This is a genomic window from Mycobacterium sp. 48b (assembly GCF_048282725.1).
Lineage (GTDB): Bacteria > Actinomycetota > Actinomycetes > Mycobacteriales > Mycobacteriaceae > Mycobacterium.
This window is the reverse complement of sequence record NZ_JBLVUL010000001.1, coordinates 6,178,870-6,198,495: the sequence shown is the minus strand read 5'-3', so window position 1 is coordinate 6,198,495 and position 19,626 is coordinate 6,178,870. Positions and strand designations below refer to the sequence as shown.

The window sequence follows — 19,626 nt, the reverse complement described above, 5'->3', positions numbered from 1 at the left end:
GCCGGCGGCCTGCGCAAACATAGGGTGACGCACAACGCTTAACCGGGATCGTGTAAAAACCCCACGTGACTACTTCAACGGGATCAGCGGCGGGCATCGTCATCGTCGGCGGCGGCTTGGCTGCGGCCCGGACGGCCGAACAGCTGCGCCGATCGGAGTACGCCGGGCCCATCACGATCGTCAGCGACGAGGATCATCTGCCCTACGACCGGCCGCCGCTCTCCAAGGAAGTGCTGCGCGCCGAGACGGATGACGTCACGCTCAAGCCGGCCGAGTTCTACGCCGAGAACGACATCACGCTGCGGCTCGGGTCCGCCGCGCAGTCGCTGGACACCGCAGCCAAGACATTGAAGCTCGCCGACGGCAGCGATGTGGCCTACGACGAGCTCGTCATCGCCACCGGCCTGGTGCCCAGGCGCATCCGGGCCTTCGGCGATCTGGCCGGTATCCACGTGCTCCGGTCCTACGACGAGAGCATGGCCCTGCGCGAGCACGCCGGGAAGGCCCAGCGCGCCGTGGTGGTCGGGGCCGGCTTCATCGGCTGCGAAGTGGCCGCGAGCCTGCGCAAGCTGGGTGTCGAGGTGGTCCTGGTGGAGCCGCAGCCGACACCGCTGGCCTCGGTGCTGGGCGAGCAGATCGGGGCCCTGGTCACCAGGCTGCACCAGGCCGAGGGCGTCGACGTCCGCTGCGGTGTCGGGGTGTCGGAAGTGCGCGGCGCCGACAAGGTCGAGCAGGTGGTGCTGGGTGACGGTACCGAGCTCGACGCCGATCTGGTGGTGGTCGGTATCGGTTCGCACCCGGCCGTCGAGTGGCTCGAGGGCAGCGGGCTCGAGCTCGACAACGGTGTGGTCTGCGACGAGGTCGGCCGGTCCAGTGCCGCACGCGTGTGGGCCATCGGCGACGTGGCGTCGTGGCGCGATCACGTGGGTGACCAAGCGCGCGTTGAGCATTGGAGCAACGTCGCCGACCAGGCGCGGGCCATGGTGCCGGCGATCCTGGGCCAGGAGGCCTCGCCCGTGGTGTCGGTGCCGTATTTCTGGAGCGATCAGTACGACGTCAAGATCCAGTGCCTGGGCGAACCCGAGGCCCAGGATGTCGTGCACGTCGTGGAGGACGACGGACGCAAGTTCCTGGCCTACTACGAGCGGGACGGCGTCGTGGTCGGTGTGGTCGGCGGTGGCATGCCCGGCAAGGTCATGAAGGCCCGCGGCAAGATCGCCGCGGGTGCCCCGATCTCCGACGTCCTGGGCTGACCTTCTCTGCGATTTGGGTGCGTTCGGCGGCGGTGGGCGCCGCTGAACGCACCCAAATCGCTCTAGAACTGGCCGAGGTAGAACCGGCCACCCTGGTCGTCGGTGCACTCGGCCATCAATCCGTAGTCCTGTCGTGACGGCTGTTGCAGCACCGTGCCGCCGGCCTCGACCACACGGCTGACCGCGGCATCGATATCGGCGACGGTCCACATCGGCACGGTCACGGCCCACTGCGCACCGCCGGCGACGCCCGACATCGGCTGGCTGCCCTGAACCCCCCAGCCGTCGTCGATCCGGCCGGGTTCGAAGGTCCAGAAGAACAGCCGGCTGTAGAAGGCCTTGAATGCCGCCGAGTCGGGAACCTCATAGGTGATGTACGAAAGCTCGCCCGGCCCAGCGCCATTGAGTTCGGGTCGGGGGATGGCGGTGGCCGGCTGGAACACCGCGAAGGCCGTTCCGGCCGGATCGGTGGCGTCCAGCACGGTGCCGAATTCCCGCACCTGCGGCTCACCGGCCACCCCGCCGCCTGCCACGATCGCCTGGCGGGCCCCGTCCAGATCGGTCACCGCGTAGCAGCAGAACAGGGTGGGGGTGCCGGGCATCGGATAGATGCCGATGTGCTGGCGCGTGTTGGTGACCTGGCGGGTGGCCGGGTCGAAGGTCCAGCCCAGCACGTGGCCGTAGAACCGGGCGGCCCGCGCGATGTCGGGTGCCCAGACCGAGACGTAGCCGACGTCGCCGTGCTGGATGGGGGTGACGGCTCCGGTCGCCGCCCCGGTCAGCATCCAGCGATGGCCGGACGGGTCGATGATCGCCGCATTGCGGGTGCCGTAGCCCTCGTAGGGCTCACGCTGTACGAGTGCCCCCAGGTTCCTGGCGCGTTCCAGCACCGCATCGGTGTCGGGGACCGTCAGCATCAGGCTCACCGAATTCGCCTGTGGAGCAGGCGCTTTGAGGCCGAGCTCGGGGTACTCGTCGGCCAGGTAGAACACCCCGCCGCCCAGCTCGAGTTCGGCGTGGCCGATACGGCCGTCGTCCATCACCACCGGTTCGCCGATCTGTACGGCCCCGAGGGCTTCGGTGTACCAGGCGATGGCAGCGCGGGCGTCGGGTACGGCCAGGTACGGGATAGCAGCGGGCCGTGGTGGAGCCGGGGCGGCCGGGGTGGCGGCGGGCTCATTCAGTTCGGCGATGGCAGTGTCGGTTCCGCTCATGTCAACTCCTTCGGCGTGGGTGGGCAGGGTGAGCGCCGATTCCAGCCGCGCGCGCAGCCGGGCCGCGAACGCCGGATCGGGGGAGACCGGGTGGTCGTTGCCGCTCAGCACGGTCAACGGATCGTGGCTGTTGATCACGACGTCCCTCCCTCCGGTGTCGGGTACTGGGACCTGAAGGCGCGGCGGGCCCGCACCAGCAGGGCCTCGGTGGCATGCACCGTGCGGCCGATCACCTCGGCGCATTCACCCACCGAGCAATCGTCGAGGTAGCGCAGGACCAGCACCGTGCGGTGGTGTTCGGGCAGCCGGGCCAGAACCGATTCGGCGACAATGCGATCCAGTTCGGCGTCCCAGTGGTCGGCCGGATCAGCCGGTTCGCGAAGCTCGGCCACCGGCACACTGAACCGGTCGTGTCGCCGACGGTAATGGTCGGCGAGTTTGTGCCTGGCCACTCCGATCAACCAGGGCACCGAGATCGGCGGCGGCGACGGTCGCCGGGCCGCGTCCATGGCGGCCAGGAACGTCTCCGACGTCAGGTCCTCGGCGGTTCCGCGGTCACCGCAGCGTCGTACGAAGTAGCCGTACACCACTGGAAGGGCCTCGTCGTAGCACCTCAGCAGTACCCGCGGAGCGTCAGTTTCGGCGCTCACATCCTTATCGTCGCCGCCGAGGGCCGAACTCCGACGGGGTTGGATCAAGAATTTTTCGCCGGAAAATCACTGGCCTCGGCCGGCCCGGGTACGTCATGGTGGTCGGCGTGGTGTGCGTCGAGGCGTTCGAGCGGGACGGATTCGTCAAGATCGAGCAGGCCGTTCCGGCCGAAATCGCAGATGGGGCCAGGGATCTGCTCTGGACCCAGATCGGGTTGTCCCCGGACGATCCGGCGTCGTGGGCCACCGCGGTCGTGTGGGCGGCCGATCTGACCGGCGCGGGCCCGTTCGGCCAGATGGCGAAAAGCGGCCCGCTCGCCGATGCCCTGGACCGGATCTGCGGCGCCGGGGGCTGGCTGCCGCGGGGCTCCCTGGGCAACATCCCGGTCCGGTTTCCCGTCGACCCACCTGCGCAGGACCGGGGCTGGCACATCGATGCCAACACCCCGCTGCCCGGAGGGCAATGGGCGGTCAGCGGCCGGCCGCACAACATCCTGGTGCTGACCCTGCTGTCCGAGGTGGGACGCGACGATGCGCCGACGCGTATCCGGGTCGGTTCGCACCGCGACGTGGCCGGGGTGCTCGGCCCGGAGCCGGTCGACTTCATCGAGGCGGGCGCGCTGGCGGACGAGGTGAGCCGGGCCCGGCCGGTGGCCCACGCCACCGGCCGGCCCGGCGACATGTATGTACTGCACCCCTTCACGGCCCATGCCGCCGACGTACATCGCGGTGGCACACCACGTTTCATGTCGCAGGCGCCCGTCATGCTCACCGAGAGGCTCGGTCCGGGAGGCCCTCAGGCACTGGCCTGCGTGTGGGACGGCTAGCGCTGGGCCAGCGCCTCCAGTCCGGGCCGCGCCACCTCGAAGGCCTCGGCGATGGCGTCTGCCAGTGCGACCGACTCGTCGGCGAGCCAGTGCTCATACGCCGACAGCGCGACGCCCAGCATCAGCCACCCCACGGTCTGGGGCATCAGATCAGCGGGCGCCGCGCCGATCCGTTGCGCAACGTAGGCCGCGATGACCTCACGCCAACCGGCATACATCGTCATCGAATATGCCTGCAGTCCAGCAGTTTCCAGGATCACCCGCATGCGCTGCCGGTGTTGGGCCATCTCCTGGTCGTCGTAGGTGTTGAACGACAGCAGGGCCTCGCGGAGGGCCTCGGCCAGCGGGATCTCGGTACTCAGAGAACCGAGCAGGTCACGCAGGTGCTGCAGGTGGGCGTCGAAGTCCCCCCAGGGGATGGCGTTCTTGGAGGCGTAGTAGCGGAACAGCGTGCGCCGGGCGATGCCGGCGGCCTTGGCCACGTCGTCGACGCTGACCTCGTCGAAGCCCCGGCTGGCGAACAGCGCCAGGGCGACGTCGGTGATGTGGTCCTGCGTGGTGGACGGACGCCGACCGACCCGGTGCCCGGATGCCTGCCGCATGAAACCCGCCCTTCCATTTGTGCACTCGATGCCATATTCTTGCGACTCAGGTCACAATTGTCGAGACCCACAGTTGCAGGAAAGGTGCGATTCATGGATCAGAACCCGCAGGTCGAAACCGAAACCCAGCTCGTCACCGAGACGCTCGTCGAAGAGGTCTCGATCGACGGTATGTGCGGGGTTTACTGACGGTGTCCGCAGAGGTTACCGATATGGCTGGGCGCACTGGCGTCGTATTCGACCCGGATGTCAGCTGGCGGTTGCACCACCAGGTGGCGGTGCGGCCGGAGCCGTTCGGTGCCCTGCTGTATCACTTCGGAACCCGCAAGCTGTCGTTTCTGAAGAACCGGACGGTCGTCGAGGTGGTCAACTCTCTTGCTGATCACCCCGACGCCCGGTCCGCGTGCCGCGCGGCCGGTATCGCCGACTCCGACCAAGGCCCTTACCTGCATGCCCTGAGCGTGCTGGTGTCCTCGAAGATGCTCATCCCCGGGAACTCACAATGACTTCTGTTGCCCCAGTGCCAAGGCTTGTCGAGCAGTTCGAACACGGACTCGACGCCCCGATCTGTCTGACGTGGGAGCTCACCTACGCCTGCAACCTGGCGTGCGTGCACTGCCTGTCCTCCTCGGGTAAGCGGGATCCGCGCGAGCTGTCCACGCAGCAGTGCAAGGACATCATCGACGAGCTCGAACGCATGCAGGTGTTCTATGTGAACATCGGCGGCGGTGAACCCACTGTGCGCCCGGACTTCTGGGAGCTGGTCGACTATGCGACCGAGCACCACGTCGGGGTCAAGTTCTCCACCAACGGTGTGCGCATCACGCCGGAGGTGGCCGCGAAGCTGGCTGCCAGCGACTACGTCGACGTGCAGATCTCGCTGGACGGCGCGAACGCCGAGGTCAACGACGCGGTGCGCGGCAAGGGCTCGTTCGACATGGCCGTGCGGGCGCTGGAAAACCTTGCTGCCGCAGGCTTTTCGGATGCCAAGATCTCGGTCGTGGTGACCCGGCACAACGTCGATCAGCTCGACGAATTCAAGGCTCTGGCTGACCGGTACGGCGCCACGCTGCGGATCACCCGGCTGCGTCCGTCGGGCCGAGGGGCAGACGTCTGGGACGAGCTGCACCCGACCCCGGACCAGCAGCGTCAGCTGTACAACTGGCTGGTCTCCCACGGTGAGCGCGTGCTGACCGGTGACTCGTTCTTCCACCTGTCGGGCCTGGGCGAGCCCGGCGCACTGGCCGGGCTGAACCTGTGCGGTGCGGGCCGGGTGGTGTGTCTGATCGACCCGGTGGGCGACGTCTACGCCTGCCCGTTCGCCATCCACGACAAGTTCCTGGCAGGAAACATCCTGGAAGACACCGGTTTTGGCGCCGGTTTCCAGAACGTCTGGCAGAACTCCCCGTTGTTCCGCGAGCTGCGCGAGCCTCAGTCGGCCGGTGCCTGCAGCGGTTGCGGGCATTACGACGCCTGCCGGGGCGGCTGCATGGCGGCCAAGTTCTTCACCGGTCTGCCGATGGACGGGCCGGACCCCGAGTGCGTCGAAGGCTGGGGCGAGCCGGCCCTGGCTCAGGAGCGCATCAAACCCAAGCCCAGCGGTGACCATTCCCGCGGTACCAAGCAGGGGCCGGTGGCACTCAAGCTGCTGACCAAGCCGCCCGCCCGAATCTGTAACGAAAGTCCGGTGTAATCCATGGCCCGTGATACCTGGTTCGAGACCGTCGCCATCGCCCAGCAACGGGCGAAGAAGCGGCTCCCCAAGTCCGCCTACTCGTCGCTGATCTCTGCCAGCGAGAAGGGTGTGACGGTCTCCGACAACGTGGAGTCGTTCTCCGAGCTCGGTTTCGCGCCGCACGTGGTGGGTGCCACCGAGAAGCGTGAGATGGCGACAACCGTGATGGGGCAGGACATTTCGATGCCCGTCATCATCTCGCCGACCGGTGTGCAGGCGGTGGACCCCGACGGTGAGGTCGCCGTGGCCCGCGCCGCCGCGGCACGGGGCACCGCCATGGGGCTGTCGTCGTTTGCCAGCAAGCCGATGGAAGAAGTCACCGCCGTCAATGACAAGATCTTCTTCCAGATCTACTGGCTCGGGTCCCGCGACGAGATCGCCGAGCGCGTGCAGCGGGCCAAGGATGCCGGCGCCGTCGGGCTCATCGCCACCACCGACTGGAGCTTCAGCCACGGCCGCGACTGGGGTAGCCCGAAGATCCCGGAGCGAATGGACCTGCGCACGATGCTGCGGATGTCTCCGGAGGTGCTCACCAAGCCGCGCTGGCTGTGGAGCTTCGGCAAGCACCTGCGCCCGCCGGACCTGCGCGTGCCCAACCAGGGCCGCCGCGGCGAGCCCGGGCCGACGTTCTTCGAGGCCTACGGGCAATGGATGGGCACCCGGCCTCCGACCTGGGAGGACATCGCCTGGCTGCGTGAGCAGTGGGGCGGACCTTTCCTTCTCAAGGGCATGGTGCGCGTCGACGACGCCAAACGTGCCGTGGATGCGGGTGTTTCGGCGATCACCGTTTCCAACCACGGCGGCAACAACCTGGACGGGACGCCTGCGGCGATCCGTTGCCTGCCCGCCATCGCGGACGCGGTGGGGGACCAGATCGAAGTTTTGCTGGACGGCGGGGTCCGCCGCGGCAGCGACGTCGTCAAGGCCGTGGCGCTCGGCGCCCGGGCCGTCATGATCGGACGCGCGTACCTGTGGGGCCTGGCTGCCAACGGCCAGGCGGGTGTCGAGAACGTGCTGGACATTCTCAGCGGTGGCATCGACTCCGCGCTGCGCGGGCTGGGCAAGTCCTCGATCCACGACCTGACGCCGGATGACATCCTGGTCCCCGAGGGCTTCACCCGAACCCTCGGCGTTCCGCGCGCCGACGCCTGACGCCGGCCTCGGCGCGTCGCCGGCGTGGCGTGACAGGGGTGGCAGGAGAGACGTACGTGATGCTCATTGCCCGTGTCGGGAAAGCTAAGGCAAATCAATTGCTGCCTGTGCTCCAACAATTGGCGCACAGTAGGTGAATTCGGCCTACGATCGGCACGTGGCTTTCCCCAGCGGGCTCGGGAACTCAACGTCGAGACAGCTACGAAGCATGTCGCCAATGTTGATCATCCCGGTGGGCTCTACCGAGCAACATGGCCCGCACCTGCCCCTGGACACCGACACCCGGATCGCCACGGCCGTCGCCAACGGGGTCCTCGAGCACCTCGACGGCGCTCCGGCCGGTGACTGGATGGTCGCGCCGCCCGTCCCCTACGGCGCCAGTGGCGAGCACGAGGGCTTCCCCGGCACGGTGTCGATCGGCACCGCCGCTTTGCAGTCGTTGCTCGTGGAGTACGGACGCTCCGCGTCGAGCTGGGCCTCGCGATTCGTCTTCGTCAATGGTCACGGCGGGAATGTGGAGGCGCTGGCTGCTGCGGTGACCCTGTTGCGCCGTGAGGGCCGCGATGTTGGCTGGATTCCGTGCATCGCCGCGGGTGCCGACGCGCATGCGGGGCATACCGAAACATCTGTATTGCTACATATTTCGCCCGGTGATGTCTGGATCGACGAGCTGGCGGCGGGGAACACGGCCCCGCTGGCCGAGCTGATGCCCGCGATGCGCAGCGGCGGGATCGCAGCAGTCAGCGAAGTCGGGGTGCTCGGTGACCCGACAACCGCCACGGCTGCCGAGGGGGAGCGTATCTTTGCTGAGATGGTCAACGGCTGCGCCGGTCGGATGAGGCGGTGGCAGCCGGACCGGAACGGATTGCTGACATGACCGGACCGAGGCTGCCCGACGGTTTTGCCGTGCAGGTGGATCGCCATGTCAAGGTGCTGGGGGCCGGCGCGGCCCTACTCGGCGGGTCGCCGACCCGGTTGCTGCGACTGGCGCCGACGGCGCAGACCATGCTCAACGGTGGCCGCTTGGAGGTGCACGACGCGCAGAGCGCGCAACTGGCGCGGACTTTGCTCGACGCCACGGTGGCTCATCCCCGTCCGCCCTGCGGACCGTCGCATCGCGATGTGACGATCGTTATCCCGGTGCGCGACAACGTGTCCGGTCTGCACCGGCTGATCGCGGGGCTGCGGGGCCTGCGGGTGATCGTCGTCGACGACGGCTCGGCGGTTCCCGTCGCCCAATCGGAGTTCGCCGGGATGCACTGCGATGTGCAGGTGCTCCGGCACCTCCGCAGCAACGGCCCGGCGGCCGCCCGCAACACCGGCCTCGCCGCGTCCGAGACCGACTTCGTGGCGTTCCTCGACTCCGATGTCGTGCCGCGGCGCGGGTGGTTGGAGGCATTGCTCGGACACTTCTGCGACCCAGCGGTGGCGCTGGTCGCGCCGCGCATCGTCGGGCTGCACACCGCCGACAACGTGGTCGCTCGATACGAGGCGGTGCGGTCGTCGTTGGACCTCGGGGTACGCGAGGCGCCGGTGGTGCCCTACGGCCCGGTGTCCTACGTCCCGAGCGCGGCCATCATCTGCCGGAGGTCGGCACTGGCCGCGGTGGGCGGGTTCGACGAGACCATGCAGTCCGGTGAGGACGTCGACCTGTGTTGGCGCCTGGTCGAGTCCGGGGCCCGGCTGCGGTACGAGCCGATCGCGCTGGTGGCCCACGACCATCGCACAGATCTACGAGAGTGGTTCAACCGCAAGGCTTTCTACGGTACATCGGCGGCACCCTTGAGCGTCCGGCACCCGGGCAAGACCGCACCTGTGGTGATCTCGGGATGGACGTTGATGGTGTGGCTGTTCCTGGCCATGGGGTCATACGTCGGGTATCTGGGCTCCGTGGTGATCGCGATCTTCACCGGCAGGCGCATCGCCCGCTCCCTCAGCACGGTCGACACCGAACCCACCGAGGTCGCCGCGGTGACCGCGCGCGGGCTCTGGTCGGCGGCCCTGCAGTTGTGTTCGGCGATCTGTCGGCACTACTGGCCGGTGGCCCTGATCGCCGCCCTTCTGTTCCGGCGGGCCAGACACGCGGTGCTGGTGGCCGCGGTCCTCGACGGCGTGGTCGACTGGGCGAGCCGGCGCGGCAATGCCGACGACGACACCAAACCGGTCGGGCTGCTGGCCCACATCCTGCTCAAACGTCTGGACGACCTGGCCTACGGGATCGGCTTGTGGACCGGGGTGGTGCGGGAACGTCAGCTGGGCGCGCTCAAGCCGCAGCTGCGGAGCTAGAGCCAGTTGCAGCCACCATCTTGTCCTCCGCCCGTGCGGGACATCCTGATCGTCGGTGCCGGAAGCGCCGGATCAATTCTGGCTGAACGGCTTTCCACCGATCCCGGGTGTCACGTCACCGTCGTCGAGGCCGGTCCGGCGCCGAGCGACCCGCGGGTGGCGGCCCAGATCACCGATGCGCTGCGCCTGCCGATCGGAGCCGCCAGCTCGGTGGTGCGGCACTACGCGTCGGTGCTGACCGAGAACCCGCCCCGGCACACCGAGATAATGCGCGGCTCGGTCGTGGGTGGCTCCGGGGCGGTCAACGGAGGCTACTTCTGTCGCGGTTTGCCCACGGACTTCGACACCTGGGCGGTGCCGGGCTGGGGCTGGGATGACGTCCTGCCGCACTTTCGGGCCATCGAGACCGATCTCGATTTCGACACCGCGCTCCATGGCGAGAGCGGCCCGATCACCGTGCGACGGATGCGCGAATTCGACGGCTGCACAGCATCATTCGTCGACGCGGCAACGCGGTCCGGGTTCGGGTGGATCGACGACCTGAACGGGTCGGACACCGGGGCGGCGCTGCCGGCCGGAGTGGGTGCTGTCCCGCTGAACATCAACGGCGGCAACAGAGTTGGGCCGGGCGGTGCCTTCCTGCAGCCGGCATTGGGCCGGCCGAATCTGAAACTCGTGACCGACACCCGGGTTCATGAGGTGCTGTTCCGCGCGAACCGAGCCATCGGGGTACGTTGCGATGACGGTTCAGTTCTTCATGCCGATCGAATTGTGCTGTGTTCCGGTGCAATTGGGTCGGCACATTTGTTGCTGCTGTCCGGTGTCGGGCCGCCGTCGGATCTTGAGGCACTCGGCGTCGAGGTGGTGGCAGGCCTGCCCGTCGGGATGCGCACCGTGGACCATCCGGAATGGGTGCTTCCGGTCTCGTGGGTGCCGACCCATGACCTGCCCCCGCTGGAGGCCGTGCTCACCACGGTCGAGGGTGTCGAGGTGCGCCCGTACACGGCCGGTTTCGCCGCCATGGTGCACGGGCCCGGACATGATCCCGCGGAACTCCCGCACCTGGGTGTGGCGCTGATGCAGCCACACTCGCGCGGCCGGGTCCGGTTGGCTTCGGCCGATCCTACGGTGGCACCGGTGATCGAGCACCGCTATGACACGGTGGCCGAGGACGTCGGCGCGCTGCGCCGGGGTGCTGAGCTGGCCCGTGAATTGGTCAGTCACACAGCTGAAGTCGGCCCTGTGTCGTGGTCGACATCGCAGCATCTGGCGGGCACCGCGCCGATGGGTACCGGACCCGACGCGGTACTGGATCCGACCTGCCGGGTGCTGGGGGTCGAGGGCCTGTGGGTCGTGGACGGGTCGATCATGCCGGCCATCACCAGCCGCGGCCCGCACGCGACCATTGCCATGATCGGTCATCGGGCCGCGGAGTTTCTCGCGATCTGAGCCTGTGGATCACGCCCAGCTGCCGACCGTCGCGGCCGGGCGCCCAGACTCCGACGAACATCGCGGCCACTGCCAGTACCACCGCCATCACGAGCAGGGCCGAGTTCGTCGCATCAAGGAATGCCTGCTTTGCCATCTCTGCGACGGCCGTACCCTGCGGGCCCGCCTGTGCGGCCACGGCAAGGGCTTCGGCCAACGAGCTCAGGATCGGCTCGCGCATCTCGGTGGGCATCCCGGACAGCTTGGGCGCCAAGTGATTCTGATAGTTCGCGGCCAGGATCGACCCGGCCACCGCGATTCCGAGGGCAGCGCCGACCTCCCGGGTGGTGTCGTTGACCGCCGACGCCACCCCCTGCTTCTCGTCGGGAACGGCTCCCATGATCGCCGATGTCGTCGGCGCGGTGCACAGGCCGATGCCGATGCTGATGATGATCAGCGGCCAGGTGTAGTCGAGGTAGCCGGAGTCGAGCTCGAGCAGACGCATGCACATCAGCCCCGCCGCGATCACCAGCAGGCCGATCGAGACGCACAGCCGCAGACCCAGCCGCGGCAGGTACCAATGCGTGGTGGCGCCGAGGGCGAGCACCGGAAGCATCAACGGGCACAAGGCGATTGCGGTCTGGATCGGGCTGTATCCCATGACGAGCTGGATGTACTGCATGCTGACGAAGAAGTAGCCGAAATTCGCGAAGAACAGGAACGTCACACCCACCGCGCCGGTGGCGAACTCGGGTTTGCCGAACAGTCTCATGTCCAGCAGTGGGTATGGGCGTTTGAGTTGGACGACCGCGAAGGCGGCGGCCAGCGCGACCCCGCCCGTCATGCAGCCCCACACCAACGGGTGTGTCCAACCACGCACGGGGGCTTCGACCACCCCGAGGACGAAGACAGCCACCGCGGCGCCGATCAGGATCGCGCCGACCCAGTCCAGTGGCGCGGCGTCGTCGTCCCGTGAGGAGGGCACCGTGCAGGTCAGGATGAACAGCCCGGCCCCGGCGATCGCGAAGGTCGCGAAGATGGACTGCCACTCCCAGAAGTGAAGCAGCCCACCGGTGATCAGGAAGCCGAACACCGCCCCCGATCCGACTACGCCGGCCCAGATTCCGATTGCCTTGTTGCGCTCGGACTTTGGAACAGCTGCGGTCAACAGGGACAGGGTGGCCGGCATGATGAAGGCCGCACCGGCTCCGGCGACCGCGCGCGCGACGATCAGGTGGACCGGGTCGTCGAAGGCGATCGGTGCCGCAGAGGCCAGGACGAAGACGGCGAGTCCCACCAGCAGGGCGCCGCGTCTTCCATAGCGGTCGCCGATCGCGCCGGCCGGCAGCAGGAGGCAGGCCAGCACCAAGGTGTACCCGTCGACCACCCAGGTGAGCTGGGCCTGGGTGGCTGCGGTCTGGCGGGCTATGTCGGGCAGGGCCGCATTCAGCGCCACCATCGACGCGACCACGATGGAGACGTCCATGCAGGCCACCGCGAGCAGCCAGTACCGCTGCCTGATCGACAGATAGGCCATGCCCGGGTCGATATCCTGGCTGGACTCGACGAGGGTGGCGGACATGCTGCGCCTCCTTCGCCGGTGGAGTTTCGAGACTAACAGTCTTGGAGCGAGACGGTAAGTCTGTTTTTCATGGAGGTGTGACTTCGGATGACTGCCGAGAGCGGAGACCCGCGCCCGGCCCGATCCCGGGCCCGGCTGTTGGAGGCGGCGACGGCGCTGCTGCGGTCAGGCGGGCCCAGTGCGGTCACGGTCGACGCGGTCACCCGGGCGGCGAATGTGGCCAGGGCGACGTTGTACCGGCACTTCCCGAGTGGAAATGACTTGCTGGCAGCGGCATTTCGTGCACTCATCCCGGCGGCGCCGATGCCGCCGGAGGATGGCACGCTGCGTGACCGGCTGATCGCGCTGGTTCAGGCGCAGGCCGACTCGATTGCCGAGGCTCCGATCAGTATCACCGCGATGTCATGGCTGGCGCTGGGCGGTGACATGGAGCAACTGCCCTGGCGGGCGGGCGACAGCGCCGAGGTGCGCACCCTGCGCGAGCGGGTGGCCGAGCAGTATGCGGCGCCGTTCGAAGCGATCTTCGACAGCCCCGAGGCCATTGCCGAGCTCGGCGAGGTGGACCGCACGCAGGCCGCCGCGCTGCTGCTCGGCCCGATTGTGCTGGGCAAGCTCAGCACGTTGTCCGAATTCGACTACACCGCGTGCGTGCGGGCCGCGGTGGACGGCTTTCTGGCCACCCACCGCACGCCTGCGGCCGATCCTCAGCGCAGCGAGTAGCGAATCGGCAGGTGCTTGAGGCCGCCGACGAACGTGGTAGCGGAAAGCTCTGGTGTGCCTGCCAATTCGATGGTGTCCAGCCGGCCCAACAGCTCGGTGAACAAGCTGTTCATCTCCATGCGGGCCAGCGCGGCGCCGAGGCAGAAGTGCACGCCGTACCCGAATGCCAGGTGCTTGTTCGGATCCCGTCCGACGTCGAAGCGGTGCGGGGCGTCGAACACGTCCTCGTCGCGGTTACCGGAAACGTAGGCCAGGTAGACGGAGTCACCCTTGGCGATCGGTACACCGCGCACGGTGGTGTCGGCGGTCGCGGTACGCATGAACTCCTTGACCGGGGTGGACCATCGGATCATCTCCTCGACCGCCGTGCCCATCATCTCCGGATGTGCCTTCAGCGTGGCCAGCTGGTCCGGATTCTCGATGAGCGCATGCAAGCCGCCGGAGATCGCGTCCTTCGTGGTGTCGTGCCCCGCGCTGGCGACGATGACGTAATAGGAGGCGGTGTCGACATCCGACAACGGCTCTCCGTCGATGGTGCCGTTGGCGATCGCCGACGCCAGGTCCTCGGTCGGGTCGGCGCGGCGCGACGCGGTCAGCGTGGAGAAGTAGGCGAAGAAGTCCATGAGTACCGCGAGCTGGTCCTCCAGTGAGCCGCCGTCGCGCTTGTACTCGTCGTCGTCGCCGCCGAACATCTCCTGGGTCAGCATGTGCATGCGGCCGAAGTCCTCCTCGGGCAGGCCGAGCAGCGACATGATCACGTAGAGCGGGAAGTCGACGGCGATCGCGGTGACGAAATCGCACTCGGGTCCGATGTCGCGCATCTTGTCGACGTAGCGCTTGGCGAGCTCGTCGACCCGGACCTTGAGGGCACGCATCGCCTTGGGGCGGAACCAATCTGCACCGATGGCCCGGACCTTGCGGTGGTGCGGATCGTCCATATGGATCAGCGTGCGCAGGCCCATGCCGGCCTCGAGCTGTTGCTTCGCGAGGTCGTCCGCCGCGGCTGTGGCCAGCAGCGGTCGTGGCTCACTGATGAACAGGTCGTTGTCCCGCTCGACGGCCATGATGTCGGCGTGTTTGGTGATCGCCCAGAAGGGTCGGTAAGGCCGGTTGTCCACCCAGGCCACCGGATTGTTGGCGCGCAGATGGGTCAGCGCGGTGTGCAGCCGTACGTCGTCGGCGTACGCCGTCGGGTCGGCGAGCACCTTCGCGGCGTCATCCATCGTCGGCGCACTCATACGGACTCCTCACATGGCCATTACTTGACGGGTGTCAATTACAACCATATGTGATCGGCGCCACGCAAGGAAGGTGATTCTTGCGATCCGCCCCGTACGCTCGCAGCCATGCGGTCGGGGCGGCGCTCTGTCGCGTTGCTGGCAATGCTGGCGATGCTGGTTGCAGGCTGTGTGCGGGGTGGCGGCGAGGCGGTGACGCCCGGCCGGGCGGGCCCCGCGCAGCGCCACGCCCAGGGGGCGGACCCGGCGGTGGTCCAGACCGAGGCCGGAACCCTGCGCGGCGCAGTGGTACCCGACCATCGGCTGTTCGCCGGGATTCCGTATGCCGCCGCACCGGTGGGTGCGTTGCGGTTCTCCGCACCTGTACCCGCGCCGGGATGGCCGGGGGAGCGTGACGCCACCCGCCCGGGCCCACGATGTATCCAGGACCCCGATTCCGATCCCGAACGGGGGGCCAACACCGCCGAGGACTGTTTGAGCCTGAACGTCTGGACGCCGCCGGTCTCGGATGAGTTGCGTCCCGTCATGGTGTGGATCCACGGCGGCGCGTTCGCCGGCGGCAGCGGTGACATCTACGACGCGGGGCGACTGGCCGCGCGGGGCGACATCGTCGTGGTCACGGTCAACTACCGGCTCGGGACCCTGGGATTCCTCGCCCACCCGGCACTGGGGGCCGGTGGGGATGTCGGCAATTACGGTCTGGCTGACCAGCAGGCGGCGCTGCGGTGGGTGCGGGACAACATCGCCGACTTCGGTGGGGATCCGGAAAAGATCACGGTCGCCGGTGAATCCGCAGGTGGCATGTCGGTGTGTGACCATCTGGTGTCGCCGGGCTCGGCCGGGTTGTTCCGCGCCGCGATCCTGATGAGCGCGCCGTGTCAGGCGCAGGCCGATCTCGCCGCCGCGACGCCCCGGTCGCTCGAATACGCGGCCGCCGCCGGATGTCCGGACCCCGCCACCGCCGGGGCCTGCCTGCGCGCGCTTCCGGTAGACGGTCTGCGAAAACCTGTGTGGTACTTCAATATCGGCAGCGACGAGCTGACCGGCCCGGTCACCGGGTCGGCGTTGATCCCCCAGCCGCCGCTGGTGGCGTTCGGCGGCGACCGGGCCGAACGGGTGCCGGTGTTGATCGGCACCACGCGCGACGAGTTCACGCTCTTCGTGGCGTTGCGCTACCTGCGGCAGGGGCAGCGCTACGAGGCGGGGGACTACCCGCGGTTGTTGGCCGAGACGTTCGGCTCCGACGCCGCGGCCGTCAGTGTGCACTATCCGATCGATCGTTACGGCGGTGTGGCGCAGGCGTATTCAGCGGCAGTCACCGACGGCGCCTTCGCGTGCGTGTCCGATCGGATTGCCGGTGAGCTGTCCCGCACCGGTCCGGTCTACGCCTACGAGTTCAACGACCGTGCCGCGCCGGCACCGGAGGTCATGCGGACGCTGCCCTTCCCGGTCGGGGCCAGTCACTCGCTGGAGCTTCGCTATCTGTTCGACGTCGGTGGCGCACCGCCGTTGAGCCCGGCGCAGCAACAGCTCTCGGATCAGATGATCGGCTACTGGAGCGCCTTCGTGCGGACCGGTGATCCCGCGGTCGACGGCCAGCCGGGCTGGCCGGAGTTCGACGGCTCGGGGACGCCCGCCCGAATGTCGTTGCAGGCCGACGGCAGTCGCGTCGACAATGGCTACCCGCACGTTCATCAATGCCCGTTCTGGGTGGGGCTGAGGGAGAAGTGAACTCGATGGTGACACCGGATCCGCAGGCATTCGCCGAAGAGTGGGTGAATGCGTGGAACGCACACGACGTCGACGCGGTCCTGGCCCATTTCCACGACGACGTGGTGTTCAGCTCACCGGTCGCGGCGCGCCTGTTTCCGGAGACTTCGGGCGTTATCCAGGGCAAGGACGCGTTACGTCATTACTGGACCACGGCATTGGTGGGTATGCCGGATCTGCATTTCGAGGTGCTCGGCACCTATCGCGGCGAATCGGCACTGGTGATCCACTACCGCAACCAGCACGGCGGCCTGGTCAACGAGGTGCTGCTGTTCGACGGCGCCCTCGTGCGCGAGGGGCACGGCACCTACCTGGATTAGGCCCTCAGGCCGGCGTGACCCAGGTGGTGATGTCGGCGTGCACCACTTCCGCGCCATGCCGGTCGGTGATGCTGACGGGCACCACGACGTCGGTGCCCTCGGTGATCGTGGCGAAATCCGGCGGTGCGAGCACTGCGGTGGCGCGTAGTGACGTAGTGGCCTTGGCGAGGTACTGCACGTTCATCGCCTTGGGGATCCAGCGGTGCGTCGTCGGCACCGTGGCCTCCATCAACATGCCCATCGCCATCTCGGCGGCATTGCACGACGCGATCGCGTGGACGGTGTGCAGGTGGTTGTAGACGTAGAACCATTTGGGCACCGTCACCTCGGCCAGCCCCGGTTCCATACGCACCACGTGCGGCAGGATCGACGCGAAGTAGGGCACCCGCGCCATGGCTGCGGCGGAGAACAGCCGCGAACCAAGGGGCTTGTCCGATAGCTGTTGCCACATCCGATACGTGCTGGTCGACTGGGTCACCGGGCAGACCTTACTCGTGAGTAAGAACGAGCGGGATCTCGAGTGTGGCCCTTATGTACGCTCGATGGTGGTTTTGCGTGCACAGCGCCCACGTTCGACGGGTTCCCACCTGCTCGATCGCGGATTTGGAGCACGCCCGGATCTAAGGCATACTGTTCGGGTTGCCTTGCGCCGGGTATTCCTGGCCGGGCATCCGACCCGCGCCCCCACGGGCGCATCCGGTCCCAACACTAGATCGCTACTGATTTCCAAGGCGAGAAAGTGTGCGAGAAGGCGACACGCCCGACCGCGGGGGCCGGTGGACCACAGACAGGTAAACAGCGGCGGCAATACTCGGCGCACCCGCGCCGGGGACCAGGCCCGACGGGTTTCGGTGGGTTTTCCCATCGAGGCTTCGATACGGCCGGCCGATGTACGAAGTAGAGGTAGGAGAAGCGTGGCGGGACAGAAGATCCGCATCAGGCTCAAGGCCTACGACCATGAGGCCATTGATGCCTCGGCGCGCAAGATCGTCGAGACGGTCACCCGTACCGGTGCCAGTGTGGTGGGCCCCGTGCCGCTGCCGACCGAGAAGAACGTGTACTGCGTGATTCGGTCGCCGCACAAGTACAAGGACTCGCGGGAGCATTTCGAAATGCGCACCCACAAGCGACTGATCGACATCCTCGACCCGACGCCGAAGACGGTTGACGCGCTCATGCGCATCGATCTGCCGGCCAGTGTCGACGTCAACATCCAGTAGGAGACCCGAGAAAAATGGCTAGAAAAGGCATTTTGGGCACCAAGCTGGGCATGACGCAGGTGTTCGACGAGAACAACAAAGTCGTCCCGGTGACGGTCGTCAAGGCCGGCCCCAACGTGGTGACCCTTATCCGTACCCCCGAGCGCGACGGCTACAGCGCCGTGCAGCTCGCCTATGGCGAGATCAGCCCGCGCAAGGTCAACAAGCCCGTCACCGGTCAGTACGCCGCCGCGGGTGTCAACCCGCGTCGCCACCTGGCTGAGCTTCGGGTCGACGAGGCTGCTGCCGCCGAGTACGAGGTGGGCCAGGAGCTGACCGCCGAGATCTTCGCCGACGGTGCTTACGTCGACGTGACCGGCACCAGCAAGGGCAAGGGCTTCGCCGGCACCATGAAGCGTCACGGCTTCGCCGGCCAGGGCGCCTCGCACGGCGCCCAGGCAGTGCACCGCCGCCCCGGCTCCATCGGTGGCTGCGCCACCCCGGGCCGCGTGTTCAAGGGCACCCGGATGTCGGGCCGCATGGGCCACGACCGGGTGACCACGCAGAACCTCAAGGTGCACAAGGTCGATGCCGAGAACGGCGTGCTGTTGATCAAGGGCGCCATCCCCGGACGCAACGGTGGTCTGGTGGTTGTCCGCAGCGCAATCAAGCGAGGCGAGAAGTAATGACTCTCAAAATTGATGTGAAGACGCCGGCAGGCAAGAAGGACGGCTCCATCGAGCTGCCCGCCGCGCTGTTCGACGTCGAGCCGAACATCGCGCTGATGCACCAGGTGGTCAACGCTCAGTTGGCGGCCAAGCGTCAGGGCACGCATGCCACCAAGACGCGGGCCATGGTGTCCGGTGGTGGCAAGAAGCCGTACCGCCAGAAGGGCACCGGCCGGGCGCGTCAGGGCTCGACCCGCGCACCGCAGTTCACCGGTGGTGGCGTCGTCCACGGTCCGCAGCCGCGCGACTACAGCCAGCGGACCCCGAAGAAGATGATCGCCGCCGCTCTGCGCGGTGCGCTCTCGGACCGGGCCCGCAACGAGCGGATCCACGCGATCACCGAGCTGATCGAGGGTCAGACCCCGTCGACCAAGAGCGCCAAGGCGTTCCTGGGCACGCTGACCGAGAACAAGAAGGTTCTCATCGTCATCGGCCGCACCGACGAGGTCGGCGCCAAGAGCGTCCGCAACCTGCCTGGTGTGCATGTGATCTCGGCGGATCAGCTGAACACCTACGACGTGCTCAACGCTGACGACGTGGTGTTCTCGGTCGAGGCCCTCAACGCCTACATCGAGGCCAACACGAAGAAAGAGGAGGTGTCGGCCTGATGGCTACCGTGACCGACCCCCGCGACATCATCCTGGCCCCGGTCATCTCGGAGAAGTCGTACGGGCTGATCGAGGACAACGTGTACACGTTCGTCGTGCACCCGGACTCCAACAAGACGCAGATCAAGATCGCCATCGAGAAGATCTTCGACGTCAAGGTGAGCTCGGTGAACACCGCCAACCGGCAGGGCAAGCGCAAGCGCACCCGCTCGGGCTTCGGTAAGCGCAAGGACACCAAGCGCGCCATCGTGACCCTGGCCGCCGGCAGCAAGCCGATCGAGCTTTTCGGAGCCCCGGCGTAACGCCGGGAACTA

General features: G+C 67.6%; 22 protein-coding genes. 16 read left to right on the top strand and 6 right to left on the bottom strand.

Translation table 11 applies throughout. The features are described from left to right. Positions 1-65: 65 nt before the first annotated feature. On the top strand, positions 66-1,253 hold the full coding sequence (locus ACNQR1_RS30325) for an NAD(P)/FAD-dependent oxidoreductase (RefSeq protein WP_418049249.1): 1,188 nt from the start codon (positions 66-68) through the stop codon (positions 1,251-1,253). Between the two features lie 62 nt (positions 1,254-1,315). On the opposite strand, the gene ACNQR1_RS30320 is transcribed toward ACNQR1_RS30325, so the two are convergent. Then, the gene (locus ACNQR1_RS30320; protein WP_418049248.1) at positions 1,316-2,605 is read right to left on the bottom strand and encodes a VOC family protein; all 1,290 of its coding nucleotides are present in this window, start codon (positions 2,603-2,605) and stop codon (positions 1,316-1,318) included. Further along, the gene (locus ACNQR1_RS30315) at positions 2,602-3,117 is read right to left on the bottom strand and encodes an RNA polymerase sigma factor (protein ID WP_418049247.1); all 516 of its coding nucleotides are present in this window, start codon (positions 3,115-3,117) and stop codon (positions 2,602-2,604) included. The genes ACNQR1_RS30320 and ACNQR1_RS30315 overlap by 4 nt, the downstream gene beginning before the upstream one ends. A 95-nt stretch (positions 3,118-3,212) precedes the next feature. On the opposite strand from ACNQR1_RS30315, the gene ACNQR1_RS30310 reads away from it, so the two are divergent. Beyond that, positions 3,213-3,944 carry a mitomycin antibiotics/polyketide fumonisin biosynthesis protein gene (locus ACNQR1_RS30310; protein WP_418049246.1) on the top strand — a complete coding sequence of 244 codons (732 nt, stop codon included), beginning with the start codon at positions 3,213-3,215 and terminating at the stop codon, positions 3,942-3,944. Here the strand turns inward: ACNQR1_RS30310 and mftR are convergent. Further along, positions 3,941-4,546 carry a mycofactocin system transcriptional regulator gene (gene mftR / locus ACNQR1_RS30305; protein WP_418049245.1) on the bottom strand — a complete coding sequence of 202 codons (606 nt, stop codon included), beginning with the start codon at positions 4,544-4,546 and terminating at the stop codon, positions 3,941-3,943. The genes ACNQR1_RS30310 and mftR overlap by 4 nt on opposite strands. A 93-nt stretch (positions 4,547-4,639) precedes the next feature. Between mftR and mftA the strand changes: the two genes are divergently transcribed. The 7 genes from mftA (at position 4,640) to mftG (ending at position 11,168) form a co-directional block, all read left to right on the top strand. Further along, on the top strand, positions 4,640-4,735 hold the full coding sequence (gene mftA / locus ACNQR1_RS30300; protein WP_019344466.1) for a mycofactocin precursor MftA: 96 nt from the start codon (positions 4,640-4,642) through the stop codon (positions 4,733-4,735). Between the two features lie 23 nt (positions 4,736-4,758). Then, positions 4,759-5,052 carry a mycofactocin biosynthesis chaperone MftB gene (gene mftB, locus ACNQR1_RS30295; RefSeq protein ID WP_019344465.1) on the top strand — a complete coding sequence of 98 codons (294 nt, stop codon included), beginning with the start codon at positions 4,759-4,761 and terminating at the stop codon, positions 5,050-5,052. Next, positions 5,049-6,239 (top strand): mycofactocin radical SAM maturase, encoded by a 1,191-nt coding sequence (mftC, locus tag ACNQR1_RS30290; RefSeq protein ID WP_418049244.1) that lies wholly within the window; start codon positions 5,049-5,051, stop codon positions 6,237-6,239. Before mftB ends, mftC begins: the two co-directional genes overlap by 4 nt. 3 nt (positions 6,240-6,242) lie before the next feature. Continuing rightward, positions 6,243-7,433 carry a pre-mycofactocin synthase MftD gene (mftD, locus tag ACNQR1_RS30285; protein ID WP_418049243.1) on the top strand — a complete coding sequence of 397 codons (1,191 nt, stop codon included), beginning with the start codon at positions 6,243-6,245 and terminating at the stop codon, positions 7,431-7,433. A gap of 133 nt (positions 7,434-7,566) precedes the next feature. Further along, positions 7,567-8,310 (top strand): mycofactocin biosynthesis peptidyl-dipeptidase MftE, encoded by a 744-nt coding sequence (gene mftE / locus ACNQR1_RS30280; RefSeq protein WP_418049242.1) that lies wholly within the window; start codon positions 7,567-7,569, stop codon positions 8,308-8,310. Next, positions 8,307-9,719: a mycofactocin biosynthesis glycosyltransferase MftF gene (gene mftF / locus ACNQR1_RS30275; protein WP_418049241.1), complete on the top strand. Its 1,413-nt coding sequence runs from the start codon at positions 8,307-8,309 to the stop codon at positions 9,717-9,719. Before mftE ends, mftF begins: the two co-directional genes overlap by 4 nt. 42 nt (positions 9,720-9,761) lie before the next feature. Continuing rightward, positions 9,762-11,168, top strand: a complete 1,407-nt coding sequence (gene mftG / locus ACNQR1_RS30270; RefSeq protein ID WP_418050561.1) for a mycofactocin system GMC family oxidoreductase MftG — start codon at positions 9,762-9,764, stop codon at positions 11,166-11,168. On the opposite strand, the gene ACNQR1_RS30265 is transcribed toward mftG, so the two are convergent. Continuing rightward, positions 11,098-12,729, bottom strand: a complete 1,632-nt coding sequence (locus tag ACNQR1_RS30265; RefSeq protein ID WP_418049240.1) for an MFS transporter — start codon at positions 12,727-12,729, stop codon at positions 11,098-11,100. The genes mftG and ACNQR1_RS30265 overlap by 71 nt on opposite strands. A gap of 87 nt (positions 12,730-12,816) precedes the next feature. Between ACNQR1_RS30265 and ACNQR1_RS30260 the strand changes: the two genes are divergently transcribed. Beyond that, positions 12,817-13,449 (top strand): TetR/AcrR family transcriptional regulator, encoded by a 633-nt coding sequence (locus ACNQR1_RS30260; RefSeq protein ID WP_418049239.1) that lies wholly within the window; start codon positions 12,817-12,819, stop codon positions 13,447-13,449. Here ACNQR1_RS30260 and ACNQR1_RS30255 read toward each other — a convergent pair. After that, positions 13,434-14,687, bottom strand: a complete 1,254-nt coding sequence (locus tag ACNQR1_RS30255) for a cytochrome P450 (RefSeq protein ID WP_418049238.1) — start codon at positions 14,685-14,687, stop codon at positions 13,434-13,436. The two genes, ACNQR1_RS30260 and ACNQR1_RS30255, sit on opposite strands and share 16 nt — an antisense overlap. Before the next feature lie 108 nt (positions 14,688-14,795). On the opposite strand from ACNQR1_RS30255, the gene ACNQR1_RS30250 reads away from it, so the two are divergent. Together ACNQR1_RS30250 and ACNQR1_RS30245 are read left to right on the top strand one after the other, a co-directional pair. Then, the gene (locus ACNQR1_RS30250; protein ID WP_418049237.1) at positions 14,796-16,418 is read left to right on the top strand and encodes a carboxylesterase/lipase family protein; all 1,623 of its coding nucleotides are present in this window, start codon (positions 14,796-14,798) and stop codon (positions 16,416-16,418) included. 5 nt (positions 16,419-16,423) lie between these two features. Further along, on the top strand, positions 16,424-16,777 hold the full coding sequence (locus ACNQR1_RS30245; RefSeq protein ID WP_418049236.1) for a nuclear transport factor 2 family protein: 354 nt from the start codon (positions 16,424-16,426) through the stop codon (positions 16,775-16,777). Positions 16,778-16,781: 4 nt separating this feature from the next. Here the strand turns inward: ACNQR1_RS30245 and ACNQR1_RS30240 are convergent, their stop codons facing one another. Beyond that, entirely contained in the window at positions 16,782-17,228 is a 447-nt protein-coding gene (locus ACNQR1_RS30240; protein ID WP_418050560.1) for a hotdog fold domain-containing protein, read from the bottom strand. Positions 17,229-17,691: 463 nt separating this feature from the next. On the opposite strand from ACNQR1_RS30240, the gene rpsJ reads away from it, so the two are divergent. Genes rpsJ through rplW form a run of 4 tightly spaced genes read left to right on the top strand, consistent with a single transcriptional unit; the run spans position 17,692 to position 19,614 of the window. Then, complete coding sequence (rpsJ, locus tag ACNQR1_RS30235) at positions 17,692-17,997, top strand: 30S ribosomal protein S10 (RefSeq protein ID WP_003883485.1); 306 nt, start codon at positions 17,692-17,694, stop codon at positions 17,995-17,997. A gap of 14 nt (positions 17,998-18,011) precedes the next feature. Further along, positions 18,012-18,662: a 50S ribosomal protein L3 gene (gene rplC / locus ACNQR1_RS30230; protein WP_044516127.1), complete on the top strand. Its 651-nt coding sequence runs from the start codon at positions 18,012-18,014 to the stop codon at positions 18,660-18,662. Further along, the gene (gene rplD / locus ACNQR1_RS30225; RefSeq protein ID WP_418049235.1) at positions 18,662-19,312 is read left to right on the top strand and encodes a 50S ribosomal protein L4; all 651 of its coding nucleotides are present in this window, start codon (positions 18,662-18,664) and stop codon (positions 19,310-19,312) included. Before rplC ends, rplD begins: the two co-directional genes overlap by 1 nt. Continuing rightward, the gene (rplW, locus tag ACNQR1_RS30220) at positions 19,312-19,614 is read left to right on the top strand and encodes a 50S ribosomal protein L23 (protein ID WP_064885135.1); all 303 of its coding nucleotides are present in this window, start codon (positions 19,312-19,314) and stop codon (positions 19,612-19,614) included. The genes rplD and rplW overlap by 1 nt, the downstream gene beginning before the upstream one ends. The last annotated feature ends 12 nt before the right edge of the window (positions 19,615-19,626 follow it).

What these genes read in the sequence shown, in the direction of transcription:
- mftB (WP_019344465.1), top strand. Translation starts at nt 4,759, where the DNA reads ATGGCTGGGCGCACTGGCGTCGTATTCGACCCGGATGTCAGCTGGCGG.
- mftD (WP_418049243.1), top strand. Translation starts at nt 6,243, where the DNA reads ATGGCCCGTGATACCTGGTTCGAGACCGTCGCCATCGCCCAGCAACGG.
- mftR (WP_418049245.1), bottom strand. Translation starts at nt 4,546, where the DNA reads ATGCGGCAGGCATCCGGGCACCGGGTCGGTCGGCGTCCGTCCACCACG.
- ACNQR1_RS30310 (WP_418049246.1), top strand. Translation starts at nt 3,213, where the DNA reads ATGGTGGTCGGCGTGGTGTGCGTCGAGGCGTTCGAGCGGGACGGATTC.
- rplC (WP_044516127.1), top strand. Translation starts at nt 18,012, where the DNA reads ATGGCTAGAAAAGGCATTTTGGGCACCAAGCTGGGCATGACGCAGGTG.
- rplW (WP_064885135.1), top strand. Translation starts at nt 19,312, where the DNA reads ATGGCTACCGTGACCGACCCCCGCGACATCATCCTGGCCCCGGTCATC.
- ACNQR1_RS30260 (WP_418049239.1), top strand. Translation starts at nt 12,817, where the DNA reads ATGACTGCCGAGAGCGGAGACCCGCGCCCGGCCCGATCCCGGGCCCGG.
- mftA (WP_019344466.1), top strand. Translation starts at nt 4,640, where the DNA reads ATGGATCAGAACCCGCAGGTCGAAACCGAAACCCAGCTCGTCACCGAG.
- ACNQR1_RS30250 (WP_418049237.1), top strand. Translation starts at nt 14,796, where the DNA reads ATGCGGTCGGGGCGGCGCTCTGTCGCGTTGCTGGCAATGCTGGCGATG.
- ACNQR1_RS30265 (WP_418049240.1), bottom strand. Translation starts at nt 12,729, where the DNA reads ATGTCCGCCACCCTCGTCGAGTCCAGCCAGGATATCGACCCGGGCATG.
- ACNQR1_RS30255 (WP_418049238.1), bottom strand. Translation starts at nt 14,687, where the DNA reads ATGAGTGCGCCGACGATGGATGACGCCGCGAAGGTGCTCGCCGACCCG.
- ACNQR1_RS30240 (WP_418050560.1), bottom strand. Translation starts at nt 17,228, where the DNA reads ATGTGGCAACAGCTATCGGACAAGCCCCTTGGTTCGCGGCTGTTCTCC.
- mftF (WP_418049241.1), top strand. Translation starts at nt 8,307, where the DNA reads ATGACCGGACCGAGGCTGCCCGACGGTTTTGCCGTGCAGGTGGATCGC.
- rplD (WP_418049235.1), top strand. Translation starts at nt 18,662, where the DNA reads ATGACTCTCAAAATTGATGTGAAGACGCCGGCAGGCAAGAAGGACGGC.
- ACNQR1_RS30245 (WP_418049236.1), top strand. Translation starts at nt 16,424, where the DNA reads ATGGTGACACCGGATCCGCAGGCATTCGCCGAAGAGTGGGTGAATGCG.
- mftC (WP_418049244.1), top strand. Translation starts at nt 5,049, where the DNA reads ATGACTTCTGTTGCCCCAGTGCCAAGGCTTGTCGAGCAGTTCGAACAC.